The following is a 19424-nucleotide window of genomic DNA, read 5'->3' as shown; positions in this document are numbered from 1 at the left end:
CTTTGGTTGACAGCCAGTTGACGGAGAAAAGCCTGATATTTGGGGCATTTCTCTCCTTTGTCAACCATGTCAACCAAGAAATCAAAGAAAAAGTAAAAAGTAATAATAGAGTGCCTATGGATTGTTTTCAAAGTCTTTTCTGCCGGTTGACACGGTTTGGTTGACACGGAGACAGTCTGCGGCTGTACACCTGCCTGACATTCCCTTGTCGGGCATATTTCATTTATGGAGGTAACTGCCTATGGCAAAAAACAAAAACGAGAGCAACAACGAAAACAGCGGCACCCTGCTTACCGAAAAAGACGGCACCCAGTATTTTGTCATGGGGAAAGTCCGTATCAAGGTATCGGAGCATTTCGCACAGGATGGGAAGCCGCTTGACAGCCTACTGGAAGATGTGATCCAGCACGCTGCCGCCGCTTCCTGAAAAAATACGGAATAACGACTGTCAATCAGCCCACGCTTATGATATACTTGTACCAGCGAGTATTGTATAAGCGTGGGTTGTTTCTTTTAGAAGGAGGATTTTTAACCGTGAAACAACCATACAATACAACGATTTATAACACTGCACTATATTTGAGATTGAGCCGTGACGATGAATTACAGGGGGAAAGCGGCAGTATCCAGACCCAGCGCATGATGCTTAGGCAGTATGCCGCAGAGCATGGGCTGACTGTTGTAGACGAGTACATTGACGACGGATGGAGCGGGACAAATTTCGAGCGTCCAAGTTTCCAAAGGATGATTGATGACATCGAGGACGGGAAAATCAACTGCGTTGTCACAAAGGACTTATCCCGTCTGGGAAGAAACTATATCCTGACCGGTCAGTACACGGAAATCTATTTCCCCAGCAAGGGAGTACGCTACATTGCCATCAATGACAATGTGGACACCATCAACGGAGAAAGCGAGCTTGCCCCCTTCTTAAACATCCTGAATGAAATGCATGCCCGACAGACCAGCAAAAAGGTCAAGGCTGCCATGCGCACAAGATTTGCCAATGGCGCACACTATGGAGCCTATGCACCGCTGGGGTATGTAAAAGACCCAGACAAAAAAGGTCATCTTCTGATCGACCCGGAAACACGCTGGATTGTAGAGAAGATTTTTGACCTTGCAGTACACGGGAGGGGTGCCGCCAGCATTACACGGATTCTGGTGGAAGAAAAAGTACCTACCCCCGGCTGGCTGAACTATGAAAGATACGGGACTTTCGCTAATATCTACGCCGGTGCGCCCGCAGAAAAAGCCTATGCGTGGACGATTGCACAGGTCAAGAGCATTTTGAAAGAGGAAACCTACATCGGTCACAGCGTTCACAACAAGCAGAGCAACATTTCATTCAAGAACAAGAAAAAGGTGCGGAAGCCGCAGGAAGAATGGTATCGTGTGGAAAATACCCACGAAGCCATCATTTCCGAAGAAGTGTTCCAAAAAGTTCAGGAGCTGATTGCAAGCAGACGCAGGAAACGCAGAAACGGTACGACACAGATTTTCGCAGGATTGATAAAATGTGCAGACTGCGGATGGTCTTTAGCCTATGGGGAAAACAAGCAGAACAAAAACCCATACGGGTACTACCATTGCAGCAAAAACGGACAGGGATTACGCCAGTGTTCCATGCACTATATCCGCTATGATGTACTGTATGCCTATGTACTTGCAAGACTGCAATACTGGTCTATGCTGGCACAGAAAGACGAGGACAAGCTACTGAAACGCCTGCTCAATGCCAGCGACAGGGAAAGAAACTCTGCAAAGAAAAAGCAGGCTGCGGAGCTGAAAAAGGCAGAGAAGCGTAAAGCCGAGGTTGACGGGCTGTTTGCTAAAATGTATGAGGACTGGTCTGCCGGACGCATAACCGAGTATAACTTCAATATGCTGTCCGAGAAGTACCAGAACGAGCAAAAGGAGCTTGAAGCAAAAATAAGACAGCTTCACGAAACGATGGAAGCCGCCGTACAGACCGCAGCGGATGCTGAAAAGTGGATTGCCCTAATGAAACAGTATGTCAACCCTGTGGAGCTGACCGCCGAACTTCTGAACACTCTAATTGAAAAAATAACCGTCCACGAAGCTGTCAAGGGCGAGGACGGAAGCCGTGAACAGGAAGTAGAAATCTACTACCGCTTCATCGGCAAAATCGACTGACCTTTCTTTTTTACCCAACAATATCTTTAATTAAGGGAGAACGGATCAAATATGCCAGATATTAGTATACTGATCGAGCTTGCTGATTATTATGACATTGAAATAAAAGAGCTCCTAGATGGAGAAAGGAGTTCGACCATGAACAAAGAGATGAAAGAAACATTAAACAAAGTAGCTGATTATGAAGAGTGGGTAAAGCAAAAAGCCTTAAAAGCCGGAAATCTTGCTTTTGCATCGATGTTCCTGATCAGTGTAGGAGCTATTATCATACAGCTCCTATTGGCAGTAAAACTTCGTCTGGTGCTGGGAGAAACGTTAATTGCTCTGGTGGGAGGAATTGTATATGCGTTTCTTATGGTACATAATGGTATCTGGGATAAAGGTCTGTCTCAGAGAGAGGCACTATGGAGAGATTTTCTCACCAGTGTGATCTGTGCAGGAATTTTCTCAGTGCTTTATGGTATATGCTTGGGAAGAATGGGGGCAACTGAGAAGCAAACGATATATTTGTCCTTACTTTTTCTGGGTGGAATCACAATCGTGGCATTTATTGTTCTCAGGGTATTATCATATTTTAACAGGAAGAGGCGACGGATTTCGGTTAATGGGGAGCAAAGAGATATTCCAACGTCAAAGCTGGGTTGTACAAAAATCTACAATGCCAAAGACATAGTAGAAGCGGGAAGAATTGTAGAACTATTAAAAGAACATGGAATTGCTGCTTTTTCACAGGAAGCAGGTGCAAGTGTCTCTATGCATGGCGCATCAGGATTTGGTATGTACGGTATGGATGTATTGGTGGAAACTGATGAAGTGAAAAGGGCATTGCAGATTATCGAAGCTGCAGATGATTCTCAGGGATCAGAAAAATTTTGACATTTCTATTGAAGCGTGATAATATGATTATAGAAAAAGAGTGCTACCGATAGACGGTTAGTCCGATATAAAGTTAGACAAAAATTGCCGCTTAGTTTACCAGACTGGGGCGGCTATTTTTGTGGTTTATGATTATCCTTACCGAATGTGTATCCGATACTAAAGCAGGTTAAGCCGAAGCCCACTACTGCGATAAAATCTACAATACTCATTGGCTTAGCCCTCCTTTCCAGTGGATTCCCGTAAGGGTTTCTATGTAATCAGAGGGTCACAGTCCCTCTGTTGAAGGACTAACCGCCTACCGTTGTATGGTAGCACCCATGTTCTGATTATAGCAGTCGGCAAGATTGACTGCAACAGCAAATTAAAGTGAGTGTAAGTATTATGGCAGTTAAACTATGTATGATGCTTACTAATATTGATGTTAAACAACAATAGAATAGACTTCAGATTGGGGAATAAAATCTATATGGGAATTTTATCAACTAGGGAGTGGGCAACTGTAATCTGGGCCTTTATTTTCTTTGTGTATGCAATGGTGCATAGACAGATTAGAGAGGCGTTTTGGAAAGTTGTAAAAATATTCTTTGGTAAGAAGTTAAGAATACTTTGGGGTATTATTTTGCTTTATGTTTTGGGTATAACTCTAATATTTTATCATTTACCGTTTTGGGATAACGTTTATATTAAAGATATTATAGTTTGGTTTCTCTTTTCTGGTTTGATATATTGCATGAATGCTGTTTCACAAGAGGCAGATGAGGAATATATTAGAAAAGTTTTAAAAGACAATTTGAAATTAACGGCTATTTTGGAATTCATTATTAGCACATTTACTTTCAACATATGGGTCGAATTGGCAATTATTCCAATTACTACAATGATCGTAATGATGAATGTAATTGCAAAGCGAAAAGAGGAATATGAGAAAGTACATAAATTGTTAGATATCGTTCTTGCAGTAGCAGGATTTTGGATACTATACGAGACTATAAAGATTGGAATACATGAATATAAAGAACTGGATGCATTAAATACTTTTATTAGTTTTATGATTCCCATTGTGTATTTAATACTAATTATACCGTTGGAATATATACTTGAGCTTTATTCGAAATATGAATTGTTGTTTGTCAGGATGTCATTTAAGGAAGAAAAAGATAAAAAAATTCAAAGAAGACATCGTTGGCTTGTTATAAAAGTATGTAAACTTTCAGTACATAAAGTGCTGCTGTTTCAAAAGAAATATTGGTACAAAATGTATAGTAAAATGTCCGTGGAAGGATTTGAGAAGTTGATAGAAGAATTCAGGAACGAATGCAATAACGAGAGATAACTTTTGTATATCAGAATAAATTATTGGCTTGATGCATGAGTACGTTTTGAGTACAATTTTTATGACAGTAAAAAATATGCCTGCGAATATGGCGAATATAGCGACCCAAAATAGCGAAAGCGCTATTAAAATTATCGGAATAAAACTCCTGTGAGACGAGTTTGAGTAGCGGACTTGTCACAGGGCAAAGGCTTTTATCCAGTTTCAGGGCAAAAGATTCAGCCTGTGAAATAACAAAAATCATGTGAAAACATGAAATGCAATTTAGAATAAAGAATGACCTTGATGGTCTGGAGTTTCCAGACTGTCAGGGTCTTTTTTATTATCTGGCAGCAGTTTTCTAGGATTTGAAAAGTGGAGAAAAGCCTTATTTTAAGGGATTTTAGAGGTCTGGAAAGTGACATAAAATTTTAATTTTATGAGGACATCTAAAAACGGAAGCAATAAGAATATAAAAGAAGGGGTAGGTGCAATTTCTGTTATTTAAGGAAGAAAAGTTCTATGCTTTATGTACTCTGAAGGATAAAAACTTTGCCCCGAAACAGAATGAAAGAGATTGCCCTATGACAACTAAATTGCGAAAAAGCCCATAAATAAAGGCTTTGCGGGCTGTCTGGATGTTCCAGTGGAGTGCAAATGGAGTTAAAAAATATTTTTTTTCTTTGTTTTCTTTCCGGAGTTATCTGAGATTTTCGCAAAAAGTAGCTATGCTCAGAAAATATAATTAGTGTGAATATGAAGAACAGTTTGTTTTGATGGAAATATTTTCCGTCAGGGCAGACTGTTTTTTTATACCCTTTTTTCAATGATATTAACTCCATGGTTCAGCGATATCCTGAAAGAACTGGAAGAGTTTTATATGCTGGAAAAAGAAACCGAAAAATCGGATGCTAGAAAAGTAGCTGTGCTGATGAAAGGATATCTGCAGTCGATGAAGTCAAATATTCGAGAAATCATTCGTTATATTGATGACACGACACTTGAAAAATCAAATGATAAAAAGAAAGATAAACAGGAATCTACGAGTACCATACCAGAGGAAGTGCAGGAATTTGTGAATCTGACAATTACAGAGCATATGGGGAAAGCATATTCAGAATGGAAGTTAAAGCAGGATAAAGAGCCAGTAAGTGAGATTGATAAGAAATACCAGAAATTACTGGAAACGTTATCCCCAGAACAGGAAGAAGTGATTACGGAATACTGTAATGCAATTTTCAGCAGTGGAGCAGATACAGAAGAGTTTTTCTATCGGTTGGGATTAAAAGACGGACTGAATCTGAAAAATACGGTAAAATCTGTATTAGAAATGATATCATGAAATCGGGTGATATATGCTCTAAGTGACTTCTTAATCATGATTTTGTCATGGTTAGTGAAGCAATCACTTAGAGCATTTTTGTTTCAGGAGGTACAGCCATGAGAAATGAAAAAATTACCCCACTGTACGAGCACCTGAGCCGGGACGATGAGTTACAGGGCGAGAGCAACTCCATATCCAACCAAAAACAGATGTTAGAGGATTTTGCCCGCCCCGGATTTTTGGCGATAATGGAGGAAGTGGAGGCAGGGCGTGTAGAGGCAATCGTCATCAAGGACATGAGCCGATTAGGACGCGACTATCTGAAGGTCGGTCAAGTTATGGAGGTTTTGCGGCAGCGAGGCGTTCGTCTGATTGCCATCAACGACGGTGTGGACAGTCTGAAAGGCGATGACGATTTTACCCCGTTCCGCAACATTATGAATGAATTTTACGCCCGTGATACCAGCCGGAAAATCCGCTTTGTGTTTAAGTCAAAAGGCATGAGTGGCAAGCACCTGACCGGCACTGTGATTTACGGCTACTTATGGGACGAAAAACGGGAGCATTGGCTGGTAGATGAGGAAGCTGCCGAAGTGGTACGCCGTATATTCTCCCTCACGCTGGAGTGATATGGGCCTTACCAGATCGCCTGCAAATTATCCACAGACCGGATTGAAATTCCTGTTGTACACCTTGCCCGCTTCAACGAGGGTGTGAACCGTTCAAAGCCGGTCAAAGACCCCTATGGATGGGGATCATCTACCATCGTGAACATTTTAAAAAAACGAGAGTATTTAGGGCATACCATCAATTTCAAGACCCGCAAGCACTTTAAGGACAAGGCCCCGGCGTCACCGGCGCGGGCCGCCTCGATCACTGCAAGGGGCAAAGGCTCCTTATATCTGGCCTGCTTCATTCTGCAATACCTCCCGTCAGTCTTGTTCTCATGGTTTCCAGCGTCTTAGTCCTGTGCCGCTGGACGGCGCTGCGGGACATTCCCACCACCGCGCCGATCTCGCTGTCCGTCAGTTCCAGGACACAATGCAGTATCAAGATGCTTTGTCCCGGCTGGGGCAAGCTGGCAAAGGCAGCGGCCACCAGCCCGTCGCTGATCTGAAGCTCACAGCCATAGGCCGGAAATATAAAACTGTCGCTGGGGTACTGATCTATCGTGCATAGCGTGTCCAGTTCCGAAAGCGGCAGCGTTTCAAAGGATGTTTCCCAGCCACGCTGACGCTTCCTTTCCCGGAAGTAGTCAACGGCTTCATGGTACAGTACCAGCTTGCAAAAATGGTCAAACTGGCAGCGCCTCCCGTAATCATCAGGGGTAACTTTCATCTTCTCACCCCCTTTCCGTGGGGAGTGAGCAGGATGATCCTGTCCGTTGTCAGGGGCCTATGCTGGCCCTGGTCTGCTGACCGCCTTCTTTTCCATCTGATTTTTTGCCGGAAATGACAATCCGCGAAAATCGACAAAAATCGCCCGGCAGGTCGTAAACCTACCGGGCGACGATTTGAAGCGTTTTGTTGTTTTCTTACATGGTATAGTTCATACTCATAGCCGGAATATTCCTGTGGCGGGGCAAGGCTTTTTTTAAGCGGTAGAAGTGGATTAGATTATAATGATAGTAAAACAGCATGGCGGCGTCCTCCCGTGGGCCGCCATGCCTTTAACTGCTGGGAATGACAGAAAGAAAGCAGCGGCCTTGATTTCTCAAAACCGCCACCAGTGAATATAAATTAAGCGTGAAAATGGGTCTGCCCAGCAGCGGTTTTTTTCTTTTCTGCCGCTGGGCAGATGTTTTTTCTTTAGATACATGATAAGAGGAAGTTTTGAAGATTCCATAAAGATTTGAAAAATGGACGGACATAAAAGACGTCCATTACACTATCGGAAAATCAGCAAGGAAGTTTCATAGTAACATTTGCGCCGCCGGTTTCTTTTGAATTTTCTAAAATAAGCTGACCATTATGTTGTTCCATAATCGAATTTGTAATATATAGACCCATACCAAAGTGTAACTTTGAATTGCGGCTTTGATCGCCCATATAGAATCGTTCCTGTGCGTGGCATAATGCCTCTTTAGAAAACCCCGTTCCCTCGTCTGTGACTGAAATTTCCACGAAACCGTTGTTACTCTGAACATCCACATAAAGCGTTCCGCCTTGCGGGGAGTAGTCCAGCCCATTACTGATAACATTCATAAGAGCACGTTCTATCAGCACCCTATCAAATTTCAGCATTTGAGGGAGTGAAACAGTATTCATTTGCAGCCGGATTTCTTTTGCCCGGCATAGTGATTCCATATAACCGAACAAGTGCTGCATGAACGCTGGCAAGTCTATACTTTCAATATGGAGCTGATAACCAACCGCCGCCCGTGATATATCAATCAGGGTTTGAATATATGACTGCATCTGGCCGGAGCTTTCCACGACGTAACCAGCGTATAATCGTTGCTCATCATCAAGATTTGTTTCTGTGAGTAAATCAGCATTTCCTTGAATAACCGTCAGAGGCGTTTTCAAATCATGGGCAAGCGCGGCGATTTGCTCTTTCTGTGTCTGTTCGGTTTTCCATTGCCGTTCTAACGAAATTTTCAGATTATCTTTCATATCTGAAAAAGATGCAAGGACATCTTCAAACTCTTTGATTTTGGCGTGTCCTACTTCAAAATCAAGGTTTTGCTTTGAAACCTCCGCAGTTGCTTCAAAAAGCGGGGTCAGTTGTGTACGCAGGTTCTTAGCAAATCTGGTGGTCAGTATGATAATGACCAGCAGCGAATTTACAGCCATCAGGATAAACGCAAGCGTGTCAGGAGATGGAAAATATTCCGGTAGCCATGATACTGTAAATTGAGAACCAATATAATACCTTAAAACGCAAAATTCGTTTTCCCGGACAACAAGTGCAAACTGCCTCCCCGTAGCATATTCAATATATTCTCCCTTTGCGTACAGCAGGGCAATTTCTTTCTCATCATCGTCCATATTGCTGTAAAGCTCATTAAAGTTCTTGTCCAGAATTAAGTAGCCGCATCCCTGTGGAATCACAACCTTTGTAATATCCGGGGCAATCGTCAGCGTTGGAATGATCTCTTTTACCTGCAATTCACTTAGATTTGCTCTTGTAGCTAATCCAGCATTTACAGCAAGTCCCTCCAAACCAGAAGGGACAATAATTGCCGCTACCAGCATGACAATGAGGGAGATAGCAAACTGGCGAAACAATATTTTCAATGTAGGTTTCTTTTTCACTCCCATTTATATCCTATCCCCCATAGGGTGCTGATCGGACTTATTTTGAAATGCTCCAATTTCGCACGAATATTTTTTATATGCGTTGAGATCGTAGAGTTATCGCCTATTCCATCAAACCCGAAAACGGCTTCATAGATTTGTTCTTTTGTAAAAACCTGTCCCCGGTTTTTCGCAAGGTATTCACAGATTGAATACTCGCTTTTGGTAAGGGGAACCGGCTGTTCTGAAACATACAGTACCTTTGCGGAAAGGTCAAATCTTATATCAGGCTCAAATGAAAGTGTGCTGTGATGCTCCCTTTTTTCTCTGCGTAAATGTGCCGCGACACGGGCGCGAAGCTCCTGAATACGAAAAGGTTTCGTAATATAATCATCCGCACCGATGCCCAATCCAAACAATATATCTTCCTCTAATGTCTTTGCGGTCAGAAAGAGAATCGGGCAGTCTACCATATTCCTGATCTGTTTGCAAAACTCAAACCCGTCTGTGCCAGGCATCATCACATCCAAAAGAATGAGGTCATAGAAATGCAGCTTTTTGATGTCTACATCATCCGCATTTTGACAGACTGTTATCAAATATCCATCTTTCCCCAAACTGTTCTTAATCAATTCCAAGATAGAAACTTCATCGTCAACTACAAGTAAGTGGGTCAAAAAATCACCTCCCGCCCCATTATACCACATTGTCGAGGTTACTCATCATTATTTTTAATGTCAGCTTTCCGATATTCATTGTTGATATTTACAGCTACGGCATTGCTTATATCCACATCCACAATACTGTAAACGTAGCCGAAACTGAAATCTTCCCCCGCCACATTTTTGAAGCGTTTCGATACCTGCCCGATTTCTTCTTGCAGTTCTGACATTTCAAGACATTCATCCGTTATGGTATATGTCAGGCCGTTATATGAAATTTCATCATAGTTTGCGGCGTTCAGCTCATAATACGGCAGAGATTCATTTAACGCCTTATTTTTATCGGCGGTATCGCGGAGCGCACCGCAGGCCGATAAGCATATAAGACTTACAAGCACAATTACCACGGCAAACAGGCACTTTTTATTCACTGTTTTTACCTCCCTCCCAACCATGAAACCAAACCAAACTGGCAATCAGCAGACAAACAGTGCAGCATACAGAAATAATCATACCGCTGAAAAAATCGGTTTTTACCTGTGCATACAGTTGGGGGCTATCCCATGCAAGCACAGTGTAATCCATAGCACGAACGCCCCAGGCCCAGGGAATATATTTCCATGTAGCGTCACCAAGCCCTGTTATCATAAGGGCAGCTATTAAACTCCCTGCAATTCCCAATCCCATAGATGCACCTTTTCCGAAGCTCATTCCCACAAACAAATGAATCAGGTAAATGGGAAGCATGGTAATCAACAATAGAATCCCTGCTTTCAGGTAAAGGCTTGCCGGAGCATCCCTATATAGTGCAGCGAATGTTCCTAACGCTAAAAATGTTGCGCCAAAAGCACAGATCATCAGAAAACCAAGTTTACCAATATACGTTGCCATGCGAGATGGGATTGTTCCCAACAAAAGCTGATAATGCCCGGCCTGATTTTCAATCTGAACAACCAGGCCCACAATAATGCCGATCAGAAACGGGAACGCAACGGCCAGCACTTCCAGATAGGCACTGATTTTGGTTGCCAGTTCCCATCTGGATATATGATAGTAACCCGCAAAAATCGCCGCACATATAATCGGAATCATGCTGTGCATATAGAGCAAAATGCTATGTTTACACTTCTGATATTCTGCTTTCCAGCAGCGAACCACAGATACCATAGTTACCCCACCTCCTTTTTCTCAAACCATCTTGCAGTTAAAAATGACAGCGCCGCAAACCAGGCCAGTGAAATGACCAATACAAGTATAATCATCCAAAATGCCATTGCCGTACTCTGATCTGCAACCGGCTCACCATTAGGCAAAATACCTAACACGGAAATCATAAGATGCGGCACCCAGCTATACGGGCAGATCATCCACAAAGAGGTTGTAGCCGTGAAAATCCCTAAAACGCTTCCAAGTCCGGCATTAAGAATAACCGTGACAAAGATACCAACTTTTTTTGATAACCATAAGCACAGCGGAACTTCCCATAGGCTTGCAATGACAATACAAGCTGTTCCGGCCGCTGCCTGCCAAATTCCGATTGTCAGGGGAATTTCGTTGATAACTAATATTGCAAAACCGCCCAACAGATTTAGCGCCAGGAAAATGAAATTCCCCACACAGGAGTAAATACCGGCCACTCCAATTTTTGCTTTCCAGACTTTGTTCTGCGAAACAGGCAATGAAGCAACGGCACGATATTTTAGTTTGCCATTATCCCGCTGTTCAATCAAGGCACAGGTGAGCGTAAGGAATCCAGGATAAAGCAGGTTATACCACCAATTATAAGAATTGAGCTGGAACCAAAGAGGGGCAAAAAAGTTCATAAGCGCAGTTACAAACGGGGCCAGAACGATCAGCGTTTTTGTGAAAGTTCTCTTATGCTTTAGGTTCTCTGCCTGAATATATGCCATCTCCATTTAATATCCCTCCTTACCATTTCTGCGAATAACATCCATAAAGAGTTGTTCCAAATCTTCACCGGCGCGAAGCTCTCCCTCATATCCAAGGACGCCGCCAGCAATGATACCCACATGATCTACAATCTGCTGGACTTCTGACAGAATATGGCTGGACAAAATAACTGTAATCCCTTTGCAGGGAAAAGAGCGAATTAACTCTCGAAGTTCCTCAATCCCTAAAGGGTCAAGGCCGTTAGTCGGTTCATCCAGAATCAAAAGCTGGGGACTGTTCAGCAATGCAATAGCAATACCAAGCCGCTGCTTCATACCAAGAGAAAACTGCCCGGCCCGTTTCTTGCCGGTATTCGTGAGCTGGACAATTTGCAATACCTCGTTAATTCGTGCATCGTCCAGGCCGAGCAATGTAGTTCTGACTTTGAGATTTTCGTATGCAGTCAGATTTTCGTAAAGCGGGGGCATCTCAATCAAAGCACCGATATGCTCCAGATCATTCCGCTTCCACGGGTGGCCGTCAAACTCGATGCTTCCCGATGTGGGGCGCAAAATGCCGGTGAGCATTTTTAAGATCGTGGATTTGCCAGCCCCATTCGGCCCCAGCAGACCATAAACCGAGTTGCGCCGGATGTTCAGTGACACATTGTTTACTGCCATTTGCCCCTTGAAATTTTTGCAGAGGTCAGTCGTTTTCAAAATCATATCCATATAATCAAGTCCTTTCTTTGATTTTACGGATAGCATACCGGGCAATTTTGAAGATTTCATAAAGATTCCCGAAAACAGAATATGAACAATACACCGTAACCGTGGAGCATATCGCAACAAAGCACCAACCTACGCATTTAGGGCCTTAAAAAGCCCTATATTTCAAGGTTTTTCCCGCATAGTCGGCGGGGTATGTGAGTGTTTTATCCTATCCCCGCCATAGTGCCGCTCTAAATGCGTAGAATTTACCAGCAGAAAATCGTCGGTTTCTCTGGCTCCATACTCCCAGATATGGTATCATGGAAAAAATCAATCTGACGGGGGTATCAGGATGGACGGACAAGAAAAGCTGCTGGAAGCGTTGCCGAGCTTCCCGCTGGAACAAGAATAACGATCAAGAGGGCTGCACCCTCTTACGCCGCTTTGCGGCTATCACCTGCACACCCCCGAAACAGATACACCCGCTGCGCGTCTGTACCTGTTTCGGGGGCTAATAATGACTGTAACCTACGCCTTTCGGGGCTGATAACCGCCAGTTTCAAGGCTTCTCCCGCACGTTTGCAGAGGTTGGCGAATACTTTATCCTATCCCCGTCCATACCCGGCATGGCTGCGGTGATCTTGCCTATCGTCCTGCGTCGGTCTGCGTTGTGGTACATACAGATCAAATTTTCTTCTTCCACGGTAAAGTGCATCATTCCTCATACCTCCAATTCATTTTTCTTGGTTCTGGCTGCCGCCTTTTTCGGGCTGGTGGCCTGTTTGCTGTCGGCAAGCTGCTTGCGGATAGATGGCCGGGGCTTGCGAATACTCACATCACGGCGCTCATCTTTGTTAATCATGGCATATACCCCGTGTCGGTCTTTTATGCTGGTAAAGTACAGGGACTTATAGGGCAGCATGGCAAAGAGCCGGTCATTGTTCTTGGTGGAAGCCAGTGCGTCAAAGTGCGGTGAGATCTCCACCATAAAATGTGTCTTGTTGGGGCTGTTGGGCGCGGACAGATCTTTCAGCTTATCCACGATGCGCCGGGCCTCGGTTTCAATCCGGCTGTCATGCAAAGCCGTAACGTGGGCTTTGGCTGTCCGTTCCCGGATAGGTCAGCAGCTTCTTTTCATACAGCGTTTGGGCATAGTCAGGTCAGCTTTGCCATTACCGAAAAAACGACTACGGCCATTGTCGGCCCTTCCGGGGCAGGAAAGACAACGATGTGCAACCTGATTGCCCGTTTTTGGGATGTGAATGCCGGAAAAATTACCATAGGCGGTACGGATGTACGAGATTTCAAGCTGGACAGCCTGATGAAGAATATCTCGATGGTGTTCCAGAGCGTGTACCTATTTGCAGATACGATTGAGAACAATATCAAGTTTGGCTGCCCGGATGCTACCCATGAACAAGTGGTTGAAGCGGCGAAAAAGGCTTGCTGCCATAACTTTATTTCTGCCCTGCCGGATGGCTATGACACCGTGATTAGCGAGGGAGGCGGTACTTTGTCCGGTGGCGAGAAACAGCGGATTTCCATCGCCCGCGCCATGCTGAAGGACGCACCTATCATCATTTTGGACGAGGCAACAAGCAGCGTTGACCCGGAGAATGAGGATGAATTGCAGCGGGCTATCGAGGCATTGACCCATGACAAGACCATCATCATGATTGCCCACCGTCTGAAAACCGTCCGCAACGCCGATCAGATCCTTGTACTGGACAACGCTCATATCGTCCAGCGCGGCACTCATGCGGAGCTGATCCAGCAAAAGGGCCTGTATGCCGATTTTGTATCGGCCAGACAGGAGGCCATCGGCTGGAAGCTGGCTCAGTAAAGGAGGTTCAGATGAAACTTCATGCGTCCGGGGAGGACTACCTGGAAACTATCCTTGTTCTCCAAAAGAAACTCGGTATGGTGCGCTCCGTAGATGTAGCCCGGCACATGGAGGTGTCAAAACCCAGCGTGTGCAATGCAGTGGCTACCTTGCGGGACGGCGGCTTTCTCACTATGGACGAAGATCATTTTCTCCATCTGACCGATGTAGGCCGCGAGGTTGCCGAAGAGGCATATACAAATTATGCACAGCGAGAGTCTGATAGATATGGAGACAGACCATATGGGTTTGATAATGACAAAAGAGATAAAAGTGTATATCAGAAATTTTCTTTTGGAAGAATTGAAGATTCGGGAGATTGCAGACAGTTACCGGAAGTAAAACGGATGTTAGAACCATTGAAATTTTTTGGAGAGAAATTTCAGGATAAAGTATATAATGAAATAAATGGTAACGAAGAGAAAGAAAGACAACTAAAGGCATTTCAGGAAATTTTTGCAATTCGTAATCTTATTGCTCACCAGACCTTTGTTGAATTTACAAGTAATAGAATCAGAGGGAAATCTTTTTCTGATATAGAACAAATGCATGAGGATGCACTTGAATTTGTAAGGTATTTAAAGACAAAATTCTCATAGTGATTTTTATAAAAATAATGTATAATACATAAAAAGATTGACACCATATACGACACCACATATAATATACGTAGGAGGTATAACAAATGTCAAAGTGGGATAAACTGATAACACGTATATGCAATTTATCGAAAGACCTCCGATTTGATGAGTTACGGAAGGTATTGGAAAGCTACGGATACGAAATGAATGCACCAAGAAGTGGAAGCAGTCATTACACTTTCAGAAAACAAGGGTGTATGCCAATTACAATACCAAAGCACGAACCAATCAAGAAAGTATATGTGGAAATGGTAAGGCAGATTGTAGAAAGTGAGGCGAAGAATGATGAAGACGCTGAATGATTATATGGCAATGTCCTATCGTATGGAAATTGTGGAAGACAAAGATGAAGGCGGATTTGTAGTTTCTTATCCGGATTTGCCTGGTTGCATTACTTGTGGTGAGACAGTGGAGAGTGCGGTAGCAAATGCACTGGATGCAAAAAAAGCATGGATTGAAGCTGCATTAGAAGAAGGCGTAGAGATTCATGAACCAGATAGTTTGGAAGATTATTCTGGGCAGTTTAAATTGAGAATTCCACGAAGTCTGCACAGATCACTGGCAGAACATTCTCAGCGGGAAGGAATCAGCATGAATCAATATTGTGTGTATCTACTTTCCAGAAATGATGCAGTGTTCTCAAAATAAAGGTTGTACAACATTTTCGCATCAGTTATAATGAAGCTGGCAACAAATTGGCAACAGAAAATCAGCAAGCCAAAATAATATATGCAACAGAGATAAAATAACGGCAAAAAAGATACAAAACCTAAACAAATGTATTTAAGAATATCTTTGGACTTGCCGAGTTTGAATAATAAAATACGCACATTTAGAGACTGGAAAGCCTTGAAAACAGGGCATTTCCGGTCTCTTTGTTTTTGTATTTCCAGCTTACGATGAAACGAGCTGGAATGGTATGGTGATGTTATCACAGAAAACAAATGAACTTCAGATTATAATAAAGCCATAAAAGAAAAAGATAAGGAGGACTGTAAAATGTCTGCAATTAATATCAATAAAAATAATTTTCAGAACGAAGTAATGAATTCCGATAAGCCTGTACTGCTTGATTTTTGGGCTCCTTGGTGCGCTCCCTGTCGTATGGTAGCTCCTACCGTCGAGGAGATTGCAAGTGAACGTGTTGACATCAAAGTTGGCAAAATTAATGTAGATGAACAACCTGAACTGGCAAATAAGTTCGGTATTATGAGTATCCCGACTTTAGTAGTCATGAAGAACGGAAAAATTGTCCAAAGGGTTTCAGGCGTGAGATCAAAGAATACAATTTTAGAAATGCTCTAATAGGTATTTCTGTTTACTCAGGAAAGGTGAAAAAACAAGATGAAAATTGTAATTATAGGAGGCGTAGCCGGTGGAGCTACAGCCGCAGCAAGAATACGAAGACTGGATGAACATGCTGAAATTACTGTATTTGAAAGATCCGGATACGTATCTTATGCAAATTGTGGACTTCCATACTACATTGGAGATGTAATCACAGACCCGGAAAAACTTACACTGCAGACACCAGAGAATTTCTTTAAAAGATTTCGTATCAATATGAAGATTCATCATGAAGTTATCTCTATACATCCGGATCGTAAGACTGTTACAGTAAAGAATTTGGAGAATGATGAAATATTTGAAGAAAATTATGATAAGCTTATTCTTTCTCCAGGTGCAAAGCCTACGCAGCCGAAGCTTCAAGGAGTAGGTATTGATAAACTTTTTACACTTCGTACAGTGGAAGATACTTTCCGAATCAAGGAATATATTAATAAGAATCATCCAAAATCTGCCGTACTGGCTGGCGGTGGTTTTATTGGCTTAGAACTGGCAGAAAACTTGAGGGAGCTTGGCATGGAGGTTACGATTGTTCAACGTCCTAAGCAGCTGATGAATCCTTTTGATTCGGATATGGCATCCATGATTCATAGTGAAATGAGAAAGCATGGAATAAAACTGGTTCTGGGCTATACAGTAGAAGGATTTAAAGAAAAGGACAATGGAGTAGAGATTCTGTTGAAAGATAATCCATCTCTTCATGCGGATATGGTAGTGCTGGCAATTGGAGTTACACCGGACACAGCATTAGCAAAAGAGGCTGGCCTGGAGCTTGGTATCAGGGGAAGTATTATAGTGAATGACAGGATGGAAACTTCTGTACCGGACATTTATGCTGCAGGTGATGCAGTTCAGGTAAAACATTATGTTACTGGTGATGATGCATTGATCTCTTTGGCAGGACCTGCCAATAAACAGGGAAGGATCATTGCTGATAATATTTGCGGAGGCGATAGTCGTTACTTAGGCAGTCAGGGAAGCTCTGTTATCAAAGTATTTGATATGACAGCAGCCACTACAGGTATTAATGAAACCAATGCCAAAAGGGCAGGATTACATGTAGATACAGTGATTCTTTCTCCTATGAGTCATGCCGGTTATTATCCGGGCGGCAAAGTGATGACTATGAAGGTGATTTTTGAAAAGGAAACCTATCGTTTGCTTGGTGCACAAATTATTGGATATGAAGGCGTCGATAAACGTATTGATGTGCTGGCAACAGCAATCCATGCAGGACTGAAGGCAACCCAGCTGAAAGATCTGGATCTTGCATATGCACCGCCGTACTCATCTGCTAAGGATCCTGTAAATATGGCTGGCTTCATGATAGACAACATAGCAGCAGGAACCCTGAAACAGTGGCATTTGGAAGATGTAGACACCATTCCTGAAGATAAAAGTGTTGTGTTACTGGATGTAAGAACTGTAGCTGAATTCAGCAGAGGTCATATTGATGGATTCAAAAATATTCCTGTAGATGAACTAAGGGAACGTATCAATGAAATTGAGAAGGGAAAACCCGTTTATCTGATATGCCAGAGTGGGCTGCGCAGCTATATTGCCAGTCGTATTCTGGAAGGGAACGGCTATGAAACATACAACTTCTCTGGCGGATTTCGCTTCTATGATGCAGTGGTTAATGATCGTGCATTAATTGAAAGAGCCCATGCATGTGGAATGGATTATTAAAAAATTGAAAGTATTTATTATTTTATGATTTTTGAAGCACCTCCAGTCTTTTTATATCAAGAATTGTGATTTTACCACGGGATAGTTTGACAAGTCCTTCCTCCTGAAAATATCGGAGCATTCGAGTGATAACCTCCCTGTGGGAACCAAGGTGGTTGGCAATGGTTTCATGGGTGATTTTTAGTTCATTGGTTCCCTCGATGGATGTTTCTTCTAATAGAAAAGAAGCAACGCGTTTATCCAGGCTTTTCCACATGATCTGTTCAATCAGCCACATGACATCAGAAAAACGGGTAGCCATTAACTCATTGGTATAGTTTGCAACTGGAGCAGATTCTTGCATGATACTTTTATAGATTTCAGCAGGGATTATCCAAAGATCAGTATCTTTTTCTGCCTCAATAGTCACTTCAAATTGAATAGAACGCATGATACATGAGGCAGATAAGAGACACATATCCATATCGAACAAGCGGTAAAGTGTAATCTCCCGTCCTTCATCTGAAAGTATATAAGTTCGAAGCTGTCCGGATTTAACCAGTAATAATCCAGTGCAATCCAGGCTGCCGTTATGGATAATTGTTCCTCTTTTTACCTGTCGTGCGCTTAAACTGTTCGAAATTAGTTTCTTTTGTGCTGCATTTAATTCATTCCATACCGGAAAATAATTTTCAAAGCTCATAATAGTTATCTCCTTTTGTATAGTATACTTGTTTTAGGGAGAAACGTCAATTATATAATTGACATATGCCCATAATAGAGTTAATATGTAAGAAAAGCGAGAAGGGAGCAGTTTATGCCAAGACCAGTAAAATGCAGAAAAGTATGCCATTTTCCCAATGTTTTAGAATTCCTTCCGGCAGACGATACTGAGAAAAAAGCACCTATTGTTCTGACTGTAGATGAATATGAGACAATCCGCCTTCTGGACAAGAAAGGCTATAGCCAGGAGCAGTGTGCAGTATCTATGCAGATCGCAAGAACAACGGTTCAACGAATTTACGAGATTGCCAGGAAGAAAATAGCAGATGCACTCATTGACGGACATCCACTTAGAATAAAAGGCGGGGATTTCAGAATCTGTGATGGTCAAAGTAACAGCTGCAGCTTTGAAGAATGTTACAAGCAGGAGATTTATCAAAAATATGCAGTAGAAAAAGGAGAAGGTATAATGAGAATAGCAGTAACCTATGAGAACGGACAGATTTTTCAGCACTTTGGACACACGGAGACATTTAAGATTTATGATGTAGAGGAAGGAAAAGTAGTACATTCAGAGGTAGTAGATACGAATGGAAGCGGACACGGTGCATTGGCAGGATTTCTTAATGCATTGCATGCAGATGTTTTGATCTGTGGCGGAATCGGAGGCGGCGCACAGACGGCATTAGCGGCAGCAGGCATTAAGCTTTTCGGAGGAGTTTCCGGAGATGCGGATAAGGCGGTGGAAGCTTTTCTCAATGAAACACTTGAGTATAATCCGGATGTGAAGTGTTCTCACCACGAACATAGCCACGGGGAAGGACATACATGCGGAGAGCATGGATGTGGAAGTCACAGCTGTCATTAAGAAGAATAGTAAAAAATAAACCGTGTAATTGAACGCTTATGTTCTACACGGTTTATTTTTTTACGAGAGCTAGAGCGTGTTTGAAAAACATTCTAAGTTGTTCATTTTAACCAAATTAATAT

17 protein-coding genes and 6 pseudogenes are annotated in these 19424 nt (G+C 42.8%); 13 read left to right on the top strand and 10 right to left on the bottom strand.

The window, feature by feature from the left end; translation table 11 throughout:
• The first annotated feature begins 241 nt into the window (after positions 1-241).
• From DWZ38_RS06095 to DWZ38_RS06065, 6 genes and pseudogenes are all read left to right on the top strand, one after another.
• Positions 242-427, top strand: a complete 186-nt coding sequence (locus DWZ38_RS06095; RefSeq protein WP_015540918.1) for a hypothetical protein — start codon at positions 242-244, stop codon at positions 425-427.
• A 107-nt stretch (positions 428-534) separates the two neighbouring features.
• Positions 535-2157: a recombinase family protein gene (locus DWZ38_RS06090; RefSeq protein WP_064786799.1), complete on the top strand. Its 1623-nt coding sequence runs from the start codon at positions 535-537 to the stop codon at positions 2155-2157.
• Positions 2158-2208: 51 nt separating this feature from the next.
• Entirely contained in the window at positions 2209-3033 is an 825-nt protein-coding gene (locus DWZ38_RS06085) for a DUF2007 domain-containing protein (RefSeq protein WP_117850959.1), read from the top strand.
• A 421-nt stretch (positions 3034-3454) separates the two neighbouring features.
• On the top strand, positions 3455-4369 hold the full coding sequence (locus tag DWZ38_RS06080) for a hypothetical protein (protein WP_117850957.1): 915 nt from the start codon (positions 3455-3457) through the stop codon (positions 4367-4369).
• 805 nt (positions 4370-5174) lie between these two features.
• Entirely contained in the window at positions 5175-5690 is a 516-nt protein-coding gene (locus DWZ38_RS22715; RefSeq protein ID WP_243000168.1) for a hypothetical protein, read from the top strand.
• A 98-nt stretch (positions 5691-5788) separates the two neighbouring features.
• A pseudogene (locus DWZ38_RS06065) lies at positions 5789-6514 on the top strand (recombinase family protein); the annotation flags it as partial.
• 70 nt (positions 6515-6584) lie between these two features.
• Here DWZ38_RS06065 and DWZ38_RS06055 read toward each other — a convergent pair.
• From DWZ38_RS06055 to DWZ38_RS06005, 9 genes and pseudogenes are all read right to left on the bottom strand, one after another.
• The gene (locus tag DWZ38_RS06055) at positions 6585-7010 is read right to left on the bottom strand and encodes a sigma-70 family RNA polymerase sigma factor (RefSeq protein ID WP_117850953.1); all 426 of its coding nucleotides are present in this window, start codon (positions 7008-7010) and stop codon (positions 6585-6587) included.
• 560 nt (positions 7011-7570) lie between these two features.
• Complete coding sequence (locus tag DWZ38_RS06045; RefSeq protein WP_117850948.1) at positions 7571-8935, bottom strand: HAMP domain-containing sensor histidine kinase; 1365 nt, start codon at positions 8933-8935, stop codon at positions 7571-7573.
• Positions 8926-9588, bottom strand: coding sequence for a response regulator transcription factor (locus DWZ38_RS06040; RefSeq protein ID WP_173701353.1), 663 nt, complete (start codon positions 9586-9588; stop codon positions 8926-8928). The genes DWZ38_RS06045 and DWZ38_RS06040 overlap by 10 nt, the downstream gene beginning before the upstream one ends.
• 38 nt (positions 9589-9626) lie before the next feature.
• On the bottom strand, positions 9627-10004 hold the full coding sequence (locus tag DWZ38_RS06035) for a NisI/SpaI family lantibiotic immunity lipoprotein (RefSeq protein ID WP_025580194.1): 378 nt from the start codon (positions 10002-10004) through the stop codon (positions 9627-9629).
• Positions 9997-10740, bottom strand: coding sequence for a lantibiotic immunity ABC transporter MutG family permease subunit (locus DWZ38_RS06030; RefSeq protein WP_025580193.1), 744 nt, complete (start codon positions 10738-10740; stop codon positions 9997-9999). The genes DWZ38_RS06035 and DWZ38_RS06030 overlap by 8 nt, the downstream gene beginning before the upstream one ends.
• Before the next feature lie 2 nt (positions 10741-10742).
• The gene (locus DWZ38_RS06025; RefSeq protein ID WP_025580191.1) at positions 10743-11489 is read right to left on the bottom strand and encodes a lantibiotic immunity ABC transporter MutE/EpiE family permease subunit; all 747 of its coding nucleotides are present in this window, start codon (positions 11487-11489) and stop codon (positions 10743-10745) included.
• Positions 11490-12194 carry a lantibiotic protection ABC transporter ATP-binding protein gene (locus DWZ38_RS06020; RefSeq protein WP_173722862.1) on the bottom strand — a complete coding sequence of 235 codons (705 nt, stop codon included), beginning with the start codon at positions 12192-12194 and terminating at the stop codon, positions 11490-11492.
• Between the two features lie 586 nt (positions 12195-12780).
• A pseudogene (locus DWZ38_RS06010) lies at positions 12781-12888 on the bottom strand (transposon-transfer assisting family protein); the annotation flags it as partial.
• 6 nt (positions 12889-12894) lie between these two features.
• Positions 12895-13272: pseudogene (locus DWZ38_RS06005) on the bottom strand (hypothetical protein); the annotation flags it as partial.
• Positions 13273-13332: 60 nt separating this feature from the next.
• Here DWZ38_RS06005 and DWZ38_RS06000 point away from each other — a divergent pair.
• The 6 genes and pseudogenes from DWZ38_RS06000 to DWZ38_RS05975 all read left to right on the top strand — a co-directional run.
• Positions 13333-14016: pseudogene (locus DWZ38_RS06000) on the top strand (ATP-binding cassette domain-containing protein); the annotation flags it as partial.
• An 11-nt stretch (positions 14017-14027) separates the two neighbouring features.
• A pseudogene (locus tag DWZ38_RS22710) lies at positions 14028-14246 on the top strand (metal-dependent transcriptional regulator); the annotation flags it as partial.
• A gap of 75 nt (positions 14247-14321) precedes the next feature.
• Positions 14322-14654 (top strand): annotated as a pseudogene (locus DWZ38_RS23335) (HEPN domain-containing protein); the annotation flags it as partial.
• A 327-nt stretch (positions 14655-14981) separates the two neighbouring features.
• Complete coding sequence (locus DWZ38_RS05985) at positions 14982-15344, top strand: type II toxin-antitoxin system HicB family antitoxin (RefSeq protein WP_117567313.1); 363 nt, start codon at positions 14982-14984, stop codon at positions 15342-15344.
• Positions 15345-15695: 351 nt separating this feature from the next.
• Positions 15696-16001, top strand: a complete 306-nt coding sequence (gene trxA, locus DWZ38_RS05980; RefSeq protein WP_117850942.1) for a thioredoxin — start codon at positions 15696-15698, stop codon at positions 15999-16001.
• Between the two features lie 39 nt (positions 16002-16040).
• On the top strand, positions 16041-17732 hold the full coding sequence (locus DWZ38_RS05975; RefSeq protein ID WP_117850940.1) for an FAD-dependent oxidoreductase: 1692 nt from the start codon (positions 16041-16043) through the stop codon (positions 17730-17732).
• 22 nt (positions 17733-17754) lie between these two features.
• Here the strand turns inward: DWZ38_RS05975 and DWZ38_RS05970 are convergent, their stop codons facing one another.
• Positions 17755-18414 (bottom strand): Crp/Fnr family transcriptional regulator, encoded by a 660-nt coding sequence (locus DWZ38_RS05970; protein WP_117850937.1) that lies wholly within the window; start codon positions 18412-18414, stop codon positions 17755-17757.
• 114 nt (positions 18415-18528) lie between these two features.
• Here DWZ38_RS05970 and DWZ38_RS05965 point away from each other — a divergent pair, with 114 nt between their 5' ends.
• Positions 18529-19302 (top strand): DUF134 domain-containing protein, encoded by a 774-nt coding sequence (locus DWZ38_RS05965; RefSeq protein WP_117850935.1) that lies wholly within the window; start codon positions 18529-18531, stop codon positions 19300-19302.
• The last annotated feature ends 122 nt before the right edge of the window (positions 19303-19424 follow it).

The organism is Ruminococcus sp. AF31-8BH (assembly GCF_003460605.1).
GTDB lineage: Bacteria > Bacillota > Clostridia > Lachnospirales > Lachnospiraceae > Blautia_A > Blautia_A acetigignens.
This window is presented reverse-complemented; position numbering and strand designations above follow the sequence as displayed.

What these genes read in the sequence shown, in the direction of transcription:
- DWZ38_RS06025 (WP_025580191.1), bottom strand. Translation starts at nt 11,489, where the DNA reads ATGGAGATGGCATATATTCAGGCAGAGAACCTAAAGCATAAGAGAACT.
- DWZ38_RS06095 (WP_015540918.1), top strand. Translation starts at nt 242, where the DNA reads ATGGCAAAAAACAAAAACGAGAGCAACAACGAAAACAGCGGCACCCTG.
- DWZ38_RS06055 (WP_117850953.1), bottom strand. Translation starts at nt 7,010, where the DNA reads ATGAAAGTTACCCCTGATGATTACGGGAGGCGCTGCCAGTTTGACCAT.
- trxA (WP_117850942.1), top strand. Translation starts at nt 15,696, where the DNA reads ATGTCTGCAATTAATATCAATAAAAATAATTTTCAGAACGAAGTAATG.
- DWZ38_RS05985 (WP_117567313.1), top strand. Translation starts at nt 14,982, where the DNA reads ATGAAGACGCTGAATGATTATATGGCAATGTCCTATCGTATGGAAATT.
- DWZ38_RS05975 (WP_117850940.1), top strand. Translation starts at nt 16,041, where the DNA reads ATGAAAATTGTAATTATAGGAGGCGTAGCCGGTGGAGCTACAGCCGCA.
- DWZ38_RS06020 (WP_173722862.1), bottom strand. Translation starts at nt 12,194, where the DNA reads ATGGATATGATTTTGAAAACGACTGACCTCTGCAAAAATTTCAAGGGG.
- DWZ38_RS06030 (WP_025580193.1), bottom strand. Translation starts at nt 10,740, where the DNA reads ATGGTATCTGTGGTTCGCTGCTGGAAAGCAGAATATCAGAAGTGTAAA.
- DWZ38_RS06045 (WP_117850948.1), bottom strand. Translation starts at nt 8,935, where the DNA reads ATGGGAGTGAAAAAGAAACCTACATTGAAAATATTGTTTCGCCAGTTT.
- DWZ38_RS22715 (WP_243000168.1), top strand. Translation starts at nt 5,175, where the DNA reads ATGATATTAACTCCATGGTTCAGCGATATCCTGAAAGAACTGGAAGAG.
- DWZ38_RS06080 (WP_117850957.1), top strand. Translation starts at nt 3,455, where the DNA reads ATGTTAAACAACAATAGAATAGACTTCAGATTGGGGAATAAAATCTAT.
- DWZ38_RS05965 (WP_117850935.1), top strand. Translation starts at nt 18,529, where the DNA reads ATGCCAAGACCAGTAAAATGCAGAAAAGTATGCCATTTTCCCAATGTT.
- DWZ38_RS06085 (WP_117850959.1), top strand. Translation starts at nt 2,209, where the DNA reads ATGCCAGATATTAGTATACTGATCGAGCTTGCTGATTATTATGACATT.
- DWZ38_RS05970 (WP_117850937.1), bottom strand. Translation starts at nt 18,414, where the DNA reads ATGAGCTTTGAAAATTATTTTCCGGTATGGAATGAATTAAATGCAGCA.